14 protein-coding genes and 1 pseudogene are annotated in these 15,332 nt (G+C 61.1%); 11 read left to right on the forward strand and 4 right to left on the reverse strand.

Going from position 1 to position 15,332, the window contains the following annotated elements:
* The first annotated feature begins 229 nt into the window (after nucleotides 1-229).
* From ACO6TG_RS17995 to ACO6TG_RS18025, 7 genes are all read left to right on the forward strand, one after another.
* Nucleotides 230-1,321 carry a LacI family DNA-binding transcriptional regulator gene (locus tag ACO6TG_RS17995; RefSeq protein ID WP_422374453.1) on the forward strand — a complete coding sequence of 364 codons (1,092 nt, stop codon included), beginning with the start codon at nucleotides 230-232 and terminating at the stop codon, nucleotides 1,319-1,321.
* Nucleotides 1,318-2,577 (forward strand): sugar ABC transporter substrate-binding protein, encoded by a 1,260-nt coding sequence (locus tag ACO6TG_RS18000; RefSeq protein ID WP_422374454.1) that lies wholly within the window; start codon nucleotides 1,318-1,320, stop codon nucleotides 2,575-2,577. Before ACO6TG_RS17995 ends, ACO6TG_RS18000 begins: the two co-directional genes overlap by 4 nt.
* 71 nt (nucleotides 2,578-2,648) lie before the next feature.
* A complete protein-coding gene (locus tag ACO6TG_RS18005; RefSeq protein ID WP_422374455.1) occupies nucleotides 2,649-3,722 on the forward strand; it encodes a carbohydrate ABC transporter permease in 1,074 nt (357 codons plus the stop codon).
* Nucleotides 3,722-4,603 (forward strand): carbohydrate ABC transporter permease, encoded by an 882-nt coding sequence (locus ACO6TG_RS18010; RefSeq protein ID WP_422374456.1) that lies wholly within the window; start codon nucleotides 3,722-3,724, stop codon nucleotides 4,601-4,603. Before ACO6TG_RS18005 ends, ACO6TG_RS18010 begins: the two co-directional genes overlap by 1 nt.
* The gene (locus ACO6TG_RS18015; RefSeq protein WP_422374457.1) at nucleotides 4,603-5,592 is read left to right on the forward strand and encodes a hypothetical protein; all 990 of its coding nucleotides are present in this window, start codon (nucleotides 4,603-4,605) and stop codon (nucleotides 5,590-5,592) included. The genes ACO6TG_RS18010 and ACO6TG_RS18015 overlap by 1 nt, the downstream gene beginning before the upstream one ends.
* Nucleotides 5,585-6,673: an ABC transporter ATP-binding protein gene (locus ACO6TG_RS18020; protein WP_422374458.1), complete on the forward strand. Its 1,089-nt coding sequence runs from the start codon at nucleotides 5,585-5,587 to the stop codon at nucleotides 6,671-6,673. The genes ACO6TG_RS18015 and ACO6TG_RS18020 overlap by 8 nt, the downstream gene beginning before the upstream one ends.
* Before the next feature lie 2 nt (nucleotides 6,674-6,675).
* Entirely contained in the window at nucleotides 6,676-7,707 is a 1,032-nt protein-coding gene (locus ACO6TG_RS18025) for an NAD(P)-dependent oxidoreductase (RefSeq protein ID WP_422374459.1), read from the forward strand.
* Between the two features lie 40 nt (nucleotides 7,708-7,747).
* Here ACO6TG_RS18025 and ACO6TG_RS18030 read toward each other — a convergent pair whose 3' ends face one another.
* Nucleotides 7,748-8,581 (reverse strand): hypothetical protein, encoded by an 834-nt coding sequence (locus tag ACO6TG_RS18030; RefSeq protein WP_422374460.1) that lies wholly within the window; start codon nucleotides 8,579-8,581, stop codon nucleotides 7,748-7,750.
* A 449-nt stretch (nucleotides 8,582-9,030) separates the two neighbouring features.
* On the opposite strand from ACO6TG_RS18030, the gene ACO6TG_RS18035 reads away from it, so the two are divergent.
* From ACO6TG_RS18035 to ACO6TG_RS18045, 3 genes are all read left to right on the forward strand, one after another.
* Nucleotides 9,031-9,747, forward strand: coding sequence for a carbonic anhydrase (locus ACO6TG_RS18035; protein WP_422374461.1), 717 nt, complete (start codon nucleotides 9,031-9,033; stop codon nucleotides 9,745-9,747).
* Between the two features lie 189 nt (nucleotides 9,748-9,936).
* Complete coding sequence (locus ACO6TG_RS18040) at nucleotides 9,937-11,271, forward strand: MFS transporter (RefSeq protein WP_422374462.1); 1,335 nt, start codon at nucleotides 9,937-9,939, stop codon at nucleotides 11,269-11,271.
* Nucleotides 11,271-11,990, forward strand: a complete 720-nt coding sequence (locus ACO6TG_RS18045; RefSeq protein WP_422374463.1) for an ABC transporter permease — start codon at nucleotides 11,271-11,273, stop codon at nucleotides 11,988-11,990. The genes ACO6TG_RS18040 and ACO6TG_RS18045 overlap by 1 nt, the downstream gene beginning before the upstream one ends.
* 31 nt (nucleotides 11,991-12,021) lie before the next feature.
* Here the strand turns inward: ACO6TG_RS18045 and ACO6TG_RS18050 are convergent, their stop codons facing one another.
* From ACO6TG_RS18050 to ACO6TG_RS18060, 3 genes and pseudogenes are all read right to left on the reverse strand, one after another.
* Nucleotides 12,022-13,647, reverse strand: coding sequence for a thiamine pyrophosphate-binding protein (locus ACO6TG_RS18050; protein WP_422374464.1), 1,626 nt, complete (start codon nucleotides 13,645-13,647; stop codon nucleotides 12,022-12,024).
* 161 nt (nucleotides 13,648-13,808) lie between these two features.
* Nucleotides 13,809-14,291 (reverse strand): helix-turn-helix transcriptional regulator, encoded by a 483-nt coding sequence (locus ACO6TG_RS18055; protein WP_422378904.1) that lies wholly within the window; start codon nucleotides 14,289-14,291, stop codon nucleotides 13,809-13,811.
* 342 nt (nucleotides 14,292-14,633) lie between these two features.
* Nucleotides 14,634-14,750 (reverse strand): annotated as a pseudogene (locus ACO6TG_RS18060) (HTH domain-containing protein); the annotation flags it as partial.
* Nucleotides 14,751-14,832: 82 nt separating this feature from the next.
* Here ACO6TG_RS18060 and ACO6TG_RS18065 point away from each other — a divergent pair.
* A complete protein-coding gene (locus ACO6TG_RS18065) occupies nucleotides 14,833-15,330 on the forward strand; it encodes a DUF1579 domain-containing protein (protein ID WP_422374465.1) in 498 nt (165 codons plus the stop codon).
* Nucleotides 15,331-15,332: the final 2 nt, after the last annotated feature.

A 15,332-nucleotide genomic window follows, 5' to 3' on the forward strand; every position in this document is an offset into this window, starting at 1 on the left:
CGTTTCCCATTGTTTTCAGAAAAAGAGATGAAAATCCGGCTCGCACCGCTGGCTTGCCGGGTGCGCTCCGGCGCTGAAAACATGTGTCACAGCAGCCGTTGTTCCTCCTGAAAGCCTCCAGTCCGCCAACCTGAATTTCCGCTAAGGCACCAAAAAGTCTTGACAATGACACCGGTGTCATGACATCGGTGTCATAAGAGATGGTCACAAAGCGCGAGGAGGCGGGTCGGTGGCAACGATTTACGATGTGGCCGCGCGGGCGAAGGTCTCGCCCAAAACGGTCAGCCGCGTACTGAACGGTGATGCACCGGTTTCGGAAAAGACCCGCAAGGCGGTGACCGAGGCGATGAACGCGCTCGGCTATGTTCCGTCTCACGCTGCCCGTTCCATCAAGTCGAACCGGTCCGGCCTGATTGGTTTGATCACCGGCGCCATCAGCAATGCGGATGAAGTTGCCCGAGCCGCCGGTTTGCCCGAACTGTTTATCGTCCAGGGCGCACAGGCCGTTGTCGAACAGTCGCACAAGACCCTGCTGATTTCCGATACCGGCGGCCGGCTGGACCGGGTTCCCGGCCTGATGCGCACGTTCCAGGAACACCGCGTGGAGGGTATTCTCTACGTTGCCGACTTTCACAAACCACTCGACATTGCCTTGCCGGAAACGGGCATTCGCACGGTTCTGATCAACTGTTACGACGAAGCAGGAACGCCTGCGATCATTCCTGACGATGAGGCCGGTCAATACGCGGTGACAAAGGCGGTCACACAGGCCGGTCACAGGAAAATCGCTTATCTCACGCTGGCCTCCGCACTCCAGGTGACGCAGCTGCGTCTGACCGGGTATCGGAAGGCGTTGGAGGAAGCAGGCATCGCCTATGACCCGACCTTGGTGCAGCCGACCGATCTCTTCGGGGCGCCGGGGGAACACCAGCTGATCTGGGACGCGCTCGACAAGTTCTTCACGCTCGATGATCCACCCACGGCCATCTGCTGTGGCAACGACCGATTGGCTCTGGCCGTCTACGGCATTTTGCGCAAGCGCGGCATTGCCGTTCCCGAGGACGTCTCCGTCGTCGGCTATGACGACCACCGCCTGATTTCCGAAACGCTTTATCCGGCGCTCACCACCGCCGAACTGCCCTACCGGGCCATGGGCGCGCGCGGCGCGCAGCTGTTGCTGGATCTGCTGGCCGATCCGGCAATGGAGGTGCCTGAAGTACCGATCCTGGTTGGTGGCCAGCTGCAGCAGCGCGGTTCGCTGGTCGTGCCGCGCCAGAACGACAACAACGTCATTCATCTCAAAGGGAGGACTGAGAAATGAACCGGACGCTGATATTAAGTTGCCTGATTGCCGGGAGCTTGAGCGCTCCCGCCCTTGCAGAAACAGAACTGAGCCTGTGGTACCACGGCGCCGGCAGCGCCAATGCGGAAGAAGCCCTCGTCAATCAGCTTGTCGAGGAATTCAACGCCAGCCAGTCAGACTGGAAAGTGGTCATCGAAACCTTCCCGCAGCTTGCCTATAACGATGCCGTCGGCGCCGCTGCGCTGGCCGGCAAGCTTCCCGACATTCTCGATGTCGACGGTCCGGTGATGCCCAACTGGGCCTGGGCCGGCTATATGCAGCCGCTTGGCATCGACGAAGCCAAGCTGGAAAGCTACCTGCCCGGCTCGATCGGCCGCTGGAACGGTGAGGTCTATTCCGTCGGCCTGTGGGACGCTGCGGTCGCGTTGACGACCCGCCGCTCGATTCTGGAGAAGCACGGAATTCGCGTGCCGTCTCTGGAAGAGCCCTGGAGCCTGGATGAATTCAATGGGGCGCTGGAAACCCTGAAGGCCTCCGGTGACTACGAGCATCCGCTTGATCTCGGCATGGCCTGGAAGGGCGAATGGTACCCCTATGCCTTCTCGCCGTTCCTGCAGAGCTTTGGCGGCGACATTGTTGATCGCGAGGCCTATCAGACAGCGGAAGGCGCGCTCAACGGGGACGAGGCGCTCGCCTTCGGGGACTGGTGGCAGTCGCTGTTCGAAAAAGGCTATGTGCCGGGCACCAGCCAGGACGCGGCCGATCGCGAAAATGGCCTTCTTGAAGGCAAATACGCCATGTCCTGGAACGGCAACTGGGCGGCCTTGCCGGTGGTGGAAGCCTTCGGCGAAGATGCCCTCTTCCTGCCGGCGCCCGATTTCGGCAGCGGCTCGAAAATCGGCGCGGCCTCCTGGCAGTTCGGCATTTCCGCCACCTCGGAACATCCGGACGGCGCACGGGCCTTCATTGAGTTTGCGCTGCAGGACCGCTGGTTCGCGGCCTTTTCCGATGGAACCGGCCTGATCCCGGTGACAGCGGAGGCAGCCAAGGACACCAAGAACTACAATGCCGGCGGTCCGCTGGAAGTGTTCTATGGCCTCTCCAAAGCCCAGGCCGTGCTGCGCCCTGTGACACCCGGCTACATCGTCCAGGCCAAGGTGTTCGAAAAAGCGCTTGCCGATATCGCCAATGGCGCAGATGTCGCCGACACGCTCGACGCGGCTGTTGACGAGATCAACGACGATATCGAGCGCAATGGCGGCTACGGCCACTAGGACGCGTTCAGCCTTCCTCCCACGGCCGTCCGGCTTCGGCCGGGCGGTCCGTCGCCCAAGGAGATCGACCCATGGCGTCGAAACTGACGCGGTCCAACCGCGCCGGCTGGCTCATGGCCTTTCCCGGTACGGCCCTGATCGCCGCCTTCATCATCCTGCCGTTCTTTCTGGCTTTTGCCTTTTCGCTGACCAATCAGCGACTGGCATCGCCGAACCCGACGGAATATGTGGGTTTTGAAAATTACCGGGAGCTGCTGGGTCTTGCTTATTTCACGCTGGAACCGGAGCGTGACGAGGCTGGCAATGCGGTGCGCAAGGCCGATGGAGACCTGAAATATCCGCGCCTGCGCAGCTTCACCCGCAACAACCCAGACTACCCACACCTGAAGGGCATGCGTGAGTGGTTCAGCTGGCAGTCGGGCGAGAACAGGCAGGTGGTGCTGGCCTCCGACGTCGTCTTCATGAAGGCGCTGGTCAACACGATCACCTTCGTTCTGGTGGTGGCTCCGGTGCAGGCCGGTCTGGCGCTGATCCTGGCCCTTCTGATCAATCAGAAACTGAAGGGCATCAGCCTCTTCCGCGCGGTCTACTTCATGCCGGTGGTGGTCTCTATCGTGGTCGTGTCATTGCTCTGGCGGTTCATCTATTCACCGGGAGACGGTCTCCTCAACAACACCCTGTCGGGATTGACCTTCGGCGCGTTTGCTCCGGTCGACTGGCTCGGCAACACGTCGACGGCGCTCGGCTCGATCATTGCGATGTCGATCTGGCAAGGTGTTGGTTTTCACATGGTGATCTGGCTGGCCGGCCTGCAGACGATCTCGCCGACGCTCTATGAGGCCGCGCAGATCGAAGGGGCGAGCAAATGGCAGGCCTTTCGCTATGTCACCTGGCCCGGCCTGCGCAACACCGCTGTGCTCATCCTGATCGTGATCACCATGCAGGCCTTCGCCCTGTTCGCGCAGATCGACGTGATGACCCAGGGCGGTCCGCTCGACAGCACCCAGGTGCTGGTCTTCCAGGCCGTTGAACGCGGCTACGGCAAACAGGACATTTCCGGTGGGTCGACCATTTCCGTCCTTCTGTTCCTCATCGTGCTCGGCATTTCGCTGCTGCAACGCTGGCTGACACGGGAGAAAACCTGATGGCTGCTGTATCCGCTGAAAATCGTGGTCTCAGGCTGGTCGCCCGCTATGCGGCGCTGGGGCTGGTCGCGGTGATCTTCATCTTTCCGCTTCTGTTCATGGCCATGTCGTCCCTGAAACCGGACCAGCAGCTTCTGGCCGACACGGACAGTCTGCGGGCCTTCCTGCCGGTCGGGGATATCTCCTTCGACAACTACTTTGCAGCCTTCGACAGGGCCCCGATCGGCGTCTTTGTGTTCAACTCGGTGCTGGTCACCGGTGTGACCGTTCTCCTGACCATCCTGGTCTGCTCTCTGGCCGCCTTTGCCTTTGTGTTCCTGAACTGGACGGGCCGGGGCGTGATTTTCTCGATCCTTCTGGCAACGCTGATCATCCCTTATGAGACGATCTTCATACCGCTGCTGCTGATGGCCTCGCAGCTGCCCTGGATCGGCACCGAGGGGCTGGAGGTTGGCTGGCTCAACACCTACCGGGTGCAGATTATCCCCTTTATCGCGGACGGCCTGTCGATCTTCCTCTTTGTGCAATATTTCAAGGATCTGCCCAAGGAGCTGATCGAGGCAAGCAGGGTGGAGGGCGCCAGCTGGTGGTTCATCTACCGGCGCGTGGTCATGCCCCTGTCCGGGCCCGTCGTCGCCACGGCCGCGATCCTGAAATTCCTGTTCATGTACAATCAGTATCTGTGGCCCCTGATGGTCGTGCAGGCCGAGGAAATCCGCCCGGTCATGGTCGGTCTCGGCTATTTCACCGATCAGCTCAACGTGCCCTGGGGCGAGGTGATGGCTTATCTGACCGTCATCACGATCCCGGTTCTGGCTTTCTATCTGTCGCTGCAGCGGGTGTTCATCGCTTCCGTCGCATCCACCGGGGTCAAGGGCTGATGGTGCTGGCACTTGACGACAAATGGGTCTGGGACAGCTGGTATGTGGAGGAAGGTGGTCTTTGGCACTGTTTCTTCCTGCAGGCGCCGAAAAGCCTTGGCGACCCGGAGCTGCGTCACTGGCATGTGTCCCACGGGCACGCCACCAGCCGGGACCTGCGCTCCTGGACCCAGCTCGGCACCTGCTTCGGACCTGCCGAAGGCTCTGCCTGGGACGACTACACCACCTGGACCGGGTCGGTGGTGCAGGGTGACGACGGCACATGGCACCTGTTTTACACGGGCACCAGCCGGGCTGATAACGGCAAGCACCAGAAACTGGGGCATGCGGTCTCGCAGGACCTGCACACCTGGCAGCGTGTCGGCGACGGGCTGATCCTCGACCGGGACGAGCGCTACGAGGACTATTGTCCGGAGCGCTGGCATGACCGGGCGTTTCGCGATCCGTGGGTGATGCCTGATCCGGACGGAAGTGGATGGCTCCTCTATTTCACGGCCCGCGATCCGAATGCGGACAACACGCTGGAAGCCGGTGCGATCGGTTTTGCAACGTCGCCGGATCTCTATAGCTGGTCTCTGCAAGATCCGGTCTTCAGTGGTGGCTTCGGCGAGCTGGAAGTGCCGCAGGTGTTCGAGCGCAACGGCCACTGGTACTGCCTGTTCAGCACGTGGGACCGGTTCTGCTCGGAAAGGGCAGAGGCCATTATCGGCAAGCCGGCAACAGGAACACATTATCTCATCGCAGACGGGCCGCGCGGCCCCTGGCGCATTGCCCCGGGGCCCATGCTGGACGCCGCGGATCCGGGCCGGCGTTACGCCGCCCGCATCATCGATCATGAGGGGCAGATGAAACTCATGGGGTTTCTGATGCGCAATCGGCAAACCGGAGTGTTTGCCGGAACCATCGACGACCCCGTGGTCGTCATGGCCACACCGGACAATCACCTGGTTCTTGCCGGGACGGCTTTGGAGGAAGGGACAGATGGCTGACGTATTGCTGAAGGGCATTCGCAAGAGTTATGGCCCGGTTGAAGTGATCAAGGGGGTCGATATCGACATCAAGGACGGTGAGTTTGTCGTCTTTGTCGGTCCGTCAGGCTGTGGCAAATCCACGTTGCTGCGGATGATTGCCGGGCTGGAAGACATCAGCGGCGGCACGCTCGATATCGGTGGCCGGGTGGTCAACGACATCCAGGCCTCCGAACGCGGCATTGCCATGGTGTTCCAGTCCTACGCCATCTTTCCGCACATGACGGTGCGCGAAAACGTGGCATTCGGCCTGACGGTTGCCGGTGCGTCCAAGGCCGAGAAGGAAGCGAAGGTGGCCGAGGCCGCGCGGATTTTGCAGATGGAACATCTGCTCGACCGCCGCCCGAGCCAGTTGTCCGGCGGCCAGCGCCAGCGCGTGGCCATCGGGCGCGCCATTGTGCGCAAGCCGGAAGTGTTCCTGTTCGACGAACCGCTCTCCAACCTGGATGCAGCGCTGCGTCTCGACATGCGCATCGAGATTGGCAAGCTGCACAAGTCGCTCGGCGCCACCATGGTCTATGTCACCCATGATCAGGTCGAGGCGATGACCCTGGCCGACAAGATCGTCGTTCTGAAAGACGGTTTCGTCCAGCAGATCGGTGCGCCGATGGATCTCTATCACCGGCCGGTCAACCGGTTCGTTGCCGGCTTCATTGGCGCGCCTTCCATGAATTTTCTGGGCGTCGATATTGTCTCGCGTGAGGGAGACAGGGCGCGTGTACGCTCCGAACTTGTTGCGGAATTTGCCGCACCGGTCTGGCGGGAAGGTGTTCCGTCATCCGGCCGGGCGACCCTCGGCATCCGGCCGCAGGATCTTCAGACCGTCGAAAAGGACGGTGTCCTGTCCGGGACCGTCACGCTGGCCGAACGGCTCGGCATCGAGACCGTCGTTGACATTGCCTTGAAGGACGGCACCCGTTTGCTTGTCTCGCTGGCCGAGGACCGTATCTTTGAACCGGGCGAAGCGATCGAACTCGGTTTCGATCCTGATCATGCCCATCTCTTCGCGCCGGAAACCGAACAGTTGCAGGACGCCGCTTGACCATGAAACCGTTGCTTATTCTGGATCAGCATTTCCGCAAACTGGAAGAACTCTTCAGTCCCTTGGCGTTCGAAGCGCTTTGCAGCCTGTGCGAAGTGGAAGGTGGACGCAATTGGCCGATGCCCCGCTCGAGGATCGAGAGCCTCTTGCCCGAGGCAATGTTTTATGTCGCTGCCAGGCCGGAGCTGACGGCAGCCGATCTTGCCGCAGCCCCGAAACTGCGTGCCACCATCGAAGTGTCGGGGGCCTTCAGGGAAGGGCTCGACTACAATGCCTGTTTCGACAGGGGACTTGAGATTCTGTCCTGCTCGCCGGGCTTCCGCACATCAGTTGCAGAGATGGCCCTGGGCATGATCCTGGCGGGCGGGCGTGGGCTCGTAGCCGAACACGAAGCCTTTCGGCGCGGAGCCGAGCGCTGGCTGGATGATCGCGAGGGCACCGATTTCACGCTCTATGGCCAGACCGTCGGCTTTATTGGCTATGGCCAGATCGCCCGCGAGACCCACCGGCTGATGGCCCCGTTCGAGCCCAGGGTGCTGGCTTATGACCCGTTCCTGGACGAACAGTCTCTTGGTGCTGCCCTGTGCGATCTGGACACGCTGGTAAGCCACTCACGTGTCGTCGTCGTCGCAGCCGTTCCCTCCGAAGAGACCAGAGGCCTGCTCAGCAAGGCATTGATCGACAAGTTGCAGCCAGGAGCCCTGGTTGTCCTGATCAGCCGGGCCTGGTGCGCGGATTTTCCGGCCCTGATGGCCGCGGCCGAAACCGGACGGATCTGCGTTGCAACTGACGTCTTTCCCGATGAACCGCTTCACCCGGCAGATCCCCTGCGACAGGCCCGGAATGTGATCCTGTCACCCCACCGGGCAGCCGCTGTTCCCGGCGGGCGCCAGTTGATCGGTGACATGATCCTGGCGGATATCAGGGCCATTCTAGACGGGAGGCCGGAGCGCGAGTTGAAACCGGCCAATCCGAAAATGATTGAAGGCCTGGTGGCGGCCCAAAACAGCATGAAAGCCATGCCGAATACGTGACGGTACCATGAGGTGCAGCCGGACTGGTGCCGGCCGCACCTCAATACCAGAAGCCCTCCCGCCGCCAGATGGTCAGATGGCCTTTCACCGGCGGGGTCGGAGTGCCGCCCCAGATAGTGAATTCCCGGCCACCGTGCAGGCCCTTGCCGTTGGTCTGTTTCAACGTGACATATTCATTGCATTGCGGGCCGCCGCTGGAACTCTGGCACATGTCTATCCGTGCGCTGTTGTCGTCGATCTGGTCCCAGACCCAGTCGACCATGGCGACATGGCCGTTCCAGACCATGAAGTCGAGCGGCTTGACGTCCTTGATGTCGTCGATGTTGATCTTGGCGACATGCTTTGGATAGTTTTTCGGCGAGACGCCGTAATACTTGTCCCATTCACCGCAATAGATCAGGAAATTGGCGAGGAAACCGATACAGTCCATGCCGAAGAACCGGTCCTGGACCATCTCCTGCAGGGCGGCCCGGTCGGACATCTTGTCGAAATAGATCTTCTTGATCTTGCCTTTCTCCTCGACATCCTTGGAGCCGTCCTTCTTGGCCCGTCCGCAGACCTCGACCTTGTATTTGTCGAGGAGTTCCTTGTTCTTCAGCATGAAGTTCCAGATCTTGACGAAGGTCTTGTCGTTGCCCTGACCCTTGAGCGCAAGATCGATCGCGCGGCCGCCGACATGCTGGTTCAGCGTCAAGCCGTCCTTGTCCTTGATCCAGCGGAAATTCTTGAAAAAGCTGGTGGCACTGTCATTGCCGCCATTGCCGCGGTCCTTGCACAGATACTGGTTCAGCTTGACCGGACCTGCGCTGGTTGGCAGGCCCGGGCTCGTCAGGTGGTCGACATAATTGAACGGCAGGAAAAAGGATTCAGCCATGCTCTGTCCTTCCTTTGCAACAGGTTACGGACAGCGCCAAAGCGCCGCCCGAGATCAGGTGCCCCTACATCAGAAAGACTAGCATCACGGCGCCTTGGACGGCAGAGAGGTTCGGGTATCAAAAGCCCGCCATAATGTGTCAATTGTATCTGCCGGCCGAAGAAGTTCACGTTTGGGTCCCGGGGCTGGGGCAATCATGCGCTGCTGTGAACGACGGGTGCAGGAGGAGGTCCTGCGCGCTCCGGGCCGATCCGAACACAAGGCGCATCGCTCAGCTCGAAGGCTGCAAGGCGATATGGACAAAGTTTAATTGGGCCGCTCTGTTCCTCATTCCCATATGCAGGGCGCAGATCAGGGGTGATGTGACAGGTCTCACTTTGCAGGAAACTCAAAGCCGGGTCCCAATCCGGGAACGGTCGTTGATGTGCCGTGGGCACAAAGGAGGAACGATGTGCCAGTCTGACAAAGTGCCGAAATTCAGCCGGCGTGGATTGATGGTCGGTGGTCTGGTGAGTGCCGCGGGAGTCGCCGCAACACCCGCCTTGGCAGAGACAGCGGCGTCTCGATCGGCACCTGCGCCGGCGTCGCCTGAAGAAGCGTTGCAGCGCCTGATCGAAGGCAATGCGCGTTATGTTGCGAACACCCCGATCAACACGGACCATTCGGTTGGCAGAGCCGCACGCGCCGAAGGCCAGCAACCTTTTGCAGCTGTTGTCGCCTGCTCCGATTCCCGGGTCGCGCCGGAAATCCTGTTCGATCAGGGGCTGGGAGATCTCTTCGTGGTGCGCGTCGCCGGGAACTTCATCAATGAAGACGGTCTGGCGAGTCTGGAATTCGGCGCAGCTGTCCTGGGGGTTAAGGTCATTGTGGTGCTGGGACATTCCGGCTGCGGGGCCGTTGACGCAACCATCAAGTCCGTTGAAAACAGGGAACTCCCACCCGGACATCTGCCCAGCCTCGTGGAAGCCATACGCCCTGCCGTCTATGATGTCTTGCCGGAAAAACCGGCCGACATTCTTGAAGCGGCGATTGCACAAAATGCACGCTTGAATGCGGGCAAGGCGACAGCATCAGGCCCGATCCTGGCCGAAATGCACGACCAGAACAGCCTTCGCTCCGTGGCCGCGGTCTATGATATCGGAACCGGAAAGGTCGAATTCCTCTAGGGGCAGGACCATTTCATTCAAATGAATGGGTCTTGCCCTGGGCTGTTTCGAACCGCTGAGACCCTCTGGACCGGCAACAAAACCAAAAGCGGCAAGCGTGTCGGACAGCGCTTGCCGGAGAGGTCCTTTTCTGTTTCTGTTTCTGCTGGTAAGGGAATTTCTCCAATTCCGTCAAACAACGGGTCTTCCTTGCTTTCCGTCCTGAAACACAGAGACTATCGACACCTTTTCTGCGCGCAGGTGATCGCGCTTTTCGGTACCGGCCTGATGACGGTCGGGCTGGCTTTGCTTGCCTTCGAGCTTGCCGGTGACAATGCCGGTGTCGTCCTGGGCACGGCGCTGGCGATCAAGATGGTGATCTATGTTTTCGTCAGCCCGCTTGCCATTGGGTTTGCCGCGCATCTGCCGCGCAGAGCTCTGCTGGTTGCCCTTGACCTGGTACGCGCGGCCACCGCGCTGGCGCTGCCCTTTGTTGATGCGATCTGGCAGATCTACCTTTTGATCGCAGTCCTGCAATTGGCCTCTGCGACCTTCACCCCGACCTTTCAGGCAACCATTCCGGACATCCTCCCGGACGAGGATGAATATACGAATGCCCTGTCGCTCTCACGCATGGCCTATGATCTGGAAAACCTTCTGAGCCCGATGATTGCTGCGGTTCTTGTTGGGCTTCTGGGCTTTCACTGGCTCTTCGGCGGGACCGTCGCAGGATTTCTGGTATCTGCCCTGCTGGTCGTCAGCGTAACCCTTCCCGCGGCCCAATTGTCGCGGCGCGAGCCGCCATTGCAGCGGACACTGAAGGGGTTGCAGATCTATCTGAAGACACCGCGGCTGAAAGGCCTCCTGGCCTTGAACCTGGCGGTCGCGGCCTCCGGCTCGATGGTGATCGTCAACAGCGTTGTCCTGGTAAAGGCATGGCTTGGTCTGACGGATACAGACCTTGCCCTTTCCATGGCCGCCTATGGCGGCGGCTCCATGGTGATGGCCTTGTTGCTGCCACGCGTACTCAGCAAAATACCGGACCGGACCGTGATGCTCGCAGGCGCTGCCGCGCTTCCGGTCCTGCTGTTCGGCTTCGCACTCCTGTTGACCGTGTTGCCGGTACCCCTTGTCTGGCCGTCTCTTCTGATCGTTTGGGCGCTGATGGGGGCAGGCATGTCCGCCGTTCTGGTTCCCTCAGGGCGGCTCTTGAAGAATTCCGCGCATGCCGAAGACCGGCCGCTAATCTTTGCGGCGCAATTTGCACTGTCGCACGGGTGCTGGCTGATCGCGTATCCTCTTGCCGGCTGGCTCGGCAGCGTCGCTGCGCCGGGGTGGACCATGACCGTCCTGGCTGTTCTTGCGGTGACCGGAGTGCTGACTGCGCGCCATCTGTGGCCGGAAGGGGACAGATCCGTCCTGGCCCATGATCATCCGGATCTGCCGCCGGATCACCCGCATCTTGCCGGAGGACATGGCAAGCGGCACGCACATGCCTTTGTCATCGACAGCCTGCATTCCTCCTGGCCGGACCGGCAACCTTGATGGACTGGCTCGCCGCTCTCCAGCGTTGGATCTATGAAGGCGTGCGGAGCGAGATCCTGACATTTGAACAATCCGGCAACGTCTGGCTGCTCGTCGGAATGGCCGGAACCGGCGTGATGTTCGGTGCTCTGCACGCCCTGACACCCGGTCATGGCAAGACCATACTCGCGTCCTGGCTGGCCGGCTCGAAAAGCGGTTTTGGTCGAGCTCTTTCGCTGTCAACGCTGCTTGCCGCGACCCACGTCCTCACGGCCGTTCTGATTGCCTTCTTCGCCGCCCATTTGATGGAGCGCACTTTTGTAGGCGGCGGCCGCGCACCCACCCTTGAAATTCTTAGCCGGACAATTCTGCTTGGTTTCGGCCTCTGGTTGCTGCTGCGCGCACTCTGGCCCCGCGCCCATCAACAGGGTCCGGAGAAAAGAGAGGGTCTGGGTGTTGCATTGGCGACCGGGCTGGTGCCGTGTCCCTTGACCTTGTTCGTTGTGGTGTCGGCTCTGGCGCGCGGCGTGCCGGAGGCCGGGCTCATATTTGCCCTGGCCATGCTTGCCGGAATTGCGCTCACGCTCGGACTTGTCGCGCTGGCCGCGGTCGCCGGCCGGCAGGGCTTTCTGGCGCTCGCAATGCGGCGCGGAGCCGCCATCGCGCGCGTGACACGCGGATTGAATGCCCTGGCCGGATTGCTGCTGATCGTCTTCGCCGGCCGGGAGCTGTTGCAATAGCGTTGCGCTTCCGACCGCTCTTACAAGCGAGTCAGATCCGCATGCGCGGCACGTCGTTCGGATCGAGGCGCAGCTCGATCAAGAGCGGCGCGTCGCGGGTCTCGATGGCCGTGATCGCCTGTTCCAGCTCCTCGGCGGACGTGACGGCGACGCCCTTGCCGCCGAGTGCGGTCGCGACATCGGCGAAGGAGGGCCAGTCGAACATGGACAGGCCCGGATCCATCGAGCGGTCGAGGAACTGGATATGTTCTGCGCCATAGGCGCTGTCATTGGCGACGATGACGATCAGATCCTGTTTCATGCGGACAGCAGTGTTGAATTCGTTGATACCGCCCATCATGAAACCGCCGTCACCGGTGAACAGCACCACCGGTCGGTCCGGTGCTGCGAAACCGGCGCCAATGGCTTCCTGAAGACCCAGGCCGATCGAGCCGAAATTGGCCGTGACGATAAAGCTGCGCGGATCGGGAGCGGAAATGCGGCACCAGACCTCTGTCATGAAGCGACCGCCATCGGTCGTCAGGATCCGGTCCTTAGGCAACACCTCTTCCAGCCGTTCAAGCGCATGCACGAAATTGACATAGCCGTCACCGGTGTCCTTGGCCTTCGCCGGTGGGTGCGCGGTGAGGGCCGCCATGTCGAGTTCCCCGGTGAAACCGCTCGGCGGAATTTCCGCCTCGTCCAGCCAATAGAGGAAGTTGTCCGCCGTCAGCCCGGCGTCGGCGACCAGGGCCGCATCGGCATGATAATTCTTGCTGACCTCGGCCACGGTGTCATTCACCTGCACGACGCGCTTGCCCTTCATCAGGGCACCCTTATCGGTGGTGAAATGGTGCAGGCTGGCGCCAAAGCAGACGATGCAGTCCGCCTTGTCGATCACCTCATAGGCGGCCGGGGTGCTCAACGTGCCGAAAATGTCCATGTTGTAGGCGTGGCCGTTGAAGAGGCCCTTGGCCTTCAGGGTCGTTGCCAGGGGGGCTTCCAGCCGGTCGGCCAGCTTGATCAGCTTGTCGCGGGCATCGATCGCCCCGCCTCCGGCCAGGATCACTGGGCGCTTTGCGGACGCGACCATACCGACAGCGGCATCAAGATCGTCGCCCTCCGGCACATAGGCCGGCGCACCGAAGGCCTTGAACACCGTTTTTTCATGGCCGACTTCCTGCCACATGAAATCGGCCGGCATGTTGAGCACGATCGGCCGCTTCTCGACCCGGGCCCGATAAAAGGCATGCGCCACGTCATGGGCGGCGGTTTCCGGAGACCGCACTTGTTCAAAGCCCGCACCGGTCACCTTGACCAACTCGCGCTGGTCGATGTTCTGGAGGTTCTGCGGGTTCATCACCGGCGTATCGCCGGCCAGTAGGACCATGGGAATGTGCCCTCGGGCGCCCTCGGTCAGCGCCGTGACGCAGTTAGTCAGGGCGGGGCCGTGGGTCACCGTGGCCACGCCCATCTTGCCCGAGACATGCGAATAGGCCAGCGCCATCAGCACCGCGCTGCCTTCATAGGAGACTGGCACGAAGGTCGCGCCGCACGCGCGCACATAATGATCGACCATGAACAGGTTGGCGTCACCCATCAGCCCGAACATGGTGTCGATGCCCTGGTCCTGTACCGCCTGGGCGATGGACTGATAGGTATAGCTCTTGTCGGACATTCTGGCTTGTCTCCCCACCCTTGGTCGCGTGTGCCGCTGCCTCCGGCTCTGCAATCAGTTACATTTGCAACTTTCTCTATTCGAGATTGCTCCATTGATCAAATGCTTTGCGAAACGGCGTTCTCCCCGGCCGCAGGGGCATGTCTCAGGCCACCGCTTGATCAGGCATACCGGCCGAGCATCTGCTGCAGCTCTGTCAGGACCGTCTCCCTGAGACCGGCCGGTGCAACGATTTCTGCCTCGCTTCCAAGCGACAGCAGCATCCTGACCGCAAAAGGGCTGTCCTCCATCGCCAGGGAGACGGTGGCCATCGGCCCTTCAAAGACCGGTGTGGCTACCGGGCGCAATCCGGTTTCGCCGAGGCGCTGGAGGCCCTCCGGCGTGACCTTCAAGGTGACCAGTTGCGATTTCAACCGGGTTTCGAAATCCGCCCGCCAATCGTGCCAGAAGGATCTGAGATCAAAACCTTCCGGACGGCTGAACCCGTCCTCCAGCAAGTCGAGATACTGGATATTGGCGATGCGGTAGACACGTATCGTTTCAGCCTCGGCCACCAGGTACCAGGTCCCGGCTTTCAAGACGATCGCCAGTGGCGAGACCAACCGCTCAACCTCTCCCTTCCAGGCAGAATAACGAAGAGCCAATTTCCGCCCGGTCCAGACCGCTGTTGCAACCTGACCCAGAAACGGCGTCGCTTCTCTGCTCCGGTACCAGCTTTGCGGATCGAGCAGAAACCGATCCGAGACGAGGGCCGCCTTTTCGCGGGTTTCTTCCGGGAGCGCTGCCAGGATCTTCTGTTCCGAGCGGGTTGCCGCAGGAAGCAGGCCGAGATCATCAAGCGCAGTCCCCAGGCCGGACAGGAGCAAGGCGCCGGCTTCGTCCTCGTTGAGGCCTGTCAGCCGGGTCTGATACCCGTCAAGCAGCCGAAACCCACCCAGGCGGCCGCGCTCTGCATAGACGGGGACGCCAGCATAGCTCAGCTGGTCGATATCCCGGTGAATGGTGCGTACCGAAACCTCGAATTCTGCCGCCAGCGCCTCGGCGGTCATCCGGCCGCGCACCTGCAGAAGCATCAGGATGGAAAGAAGTCGGGAAGATTTCATGGGAGACCAAAATATATGACATTTGATGTCATGTTATCTCGATTAGCTTGCCGGCGTCACGCATTCAATTGAGGGAAGTGCCATGCAGCACTCAACTGCTTCAGCCGGGCTCATCGCGCCAAACGAAGACTTCGACTTCATGTTCGGGCGGTGGTCCGTGCTTCACCGGCGGCTCAAGAACCGCCTCGTCGACTGTCAGGAATGGGAGCGGTTCGAGGGTGTTTCGGAAACCCGTCCGATCCTCGGCGGCACCGGCAATCTCGAGGACAATCACATTCACTTGCCGGGCGGCGCCTACAGAGCCGTCGCCCTGCGCAGCTTTGATGAAGCAAGTGGCCTGTGGTCCATCTGGTGGCTGGACGGTCGGGCGCCCCATCAGCTGGATACGCCTGTCAAGGGCAGGTTTGAGCACGAAACCGGCGCTTTTCTTGCCGACGACTTCCTGGAAGGGCGTCCGATCAAGGTCCGCTTCCTCTGGATCCGGGGGGCGGAACCGCGTTGGGAACAGGCGTTTTCCGCGGATGGCGGGGAAAGTTGGGAAACCAACTGGACGATGACCTTTTCCCGCCTCGCCGGATAGGC

Source organism: Roseibium sp., assembly GCF_965233565.1.
GTDB lineage: Bacteria > Pseudomonadota > Alphaproteobacteria > Rhizobiales > Stappiaceae > Roseibium.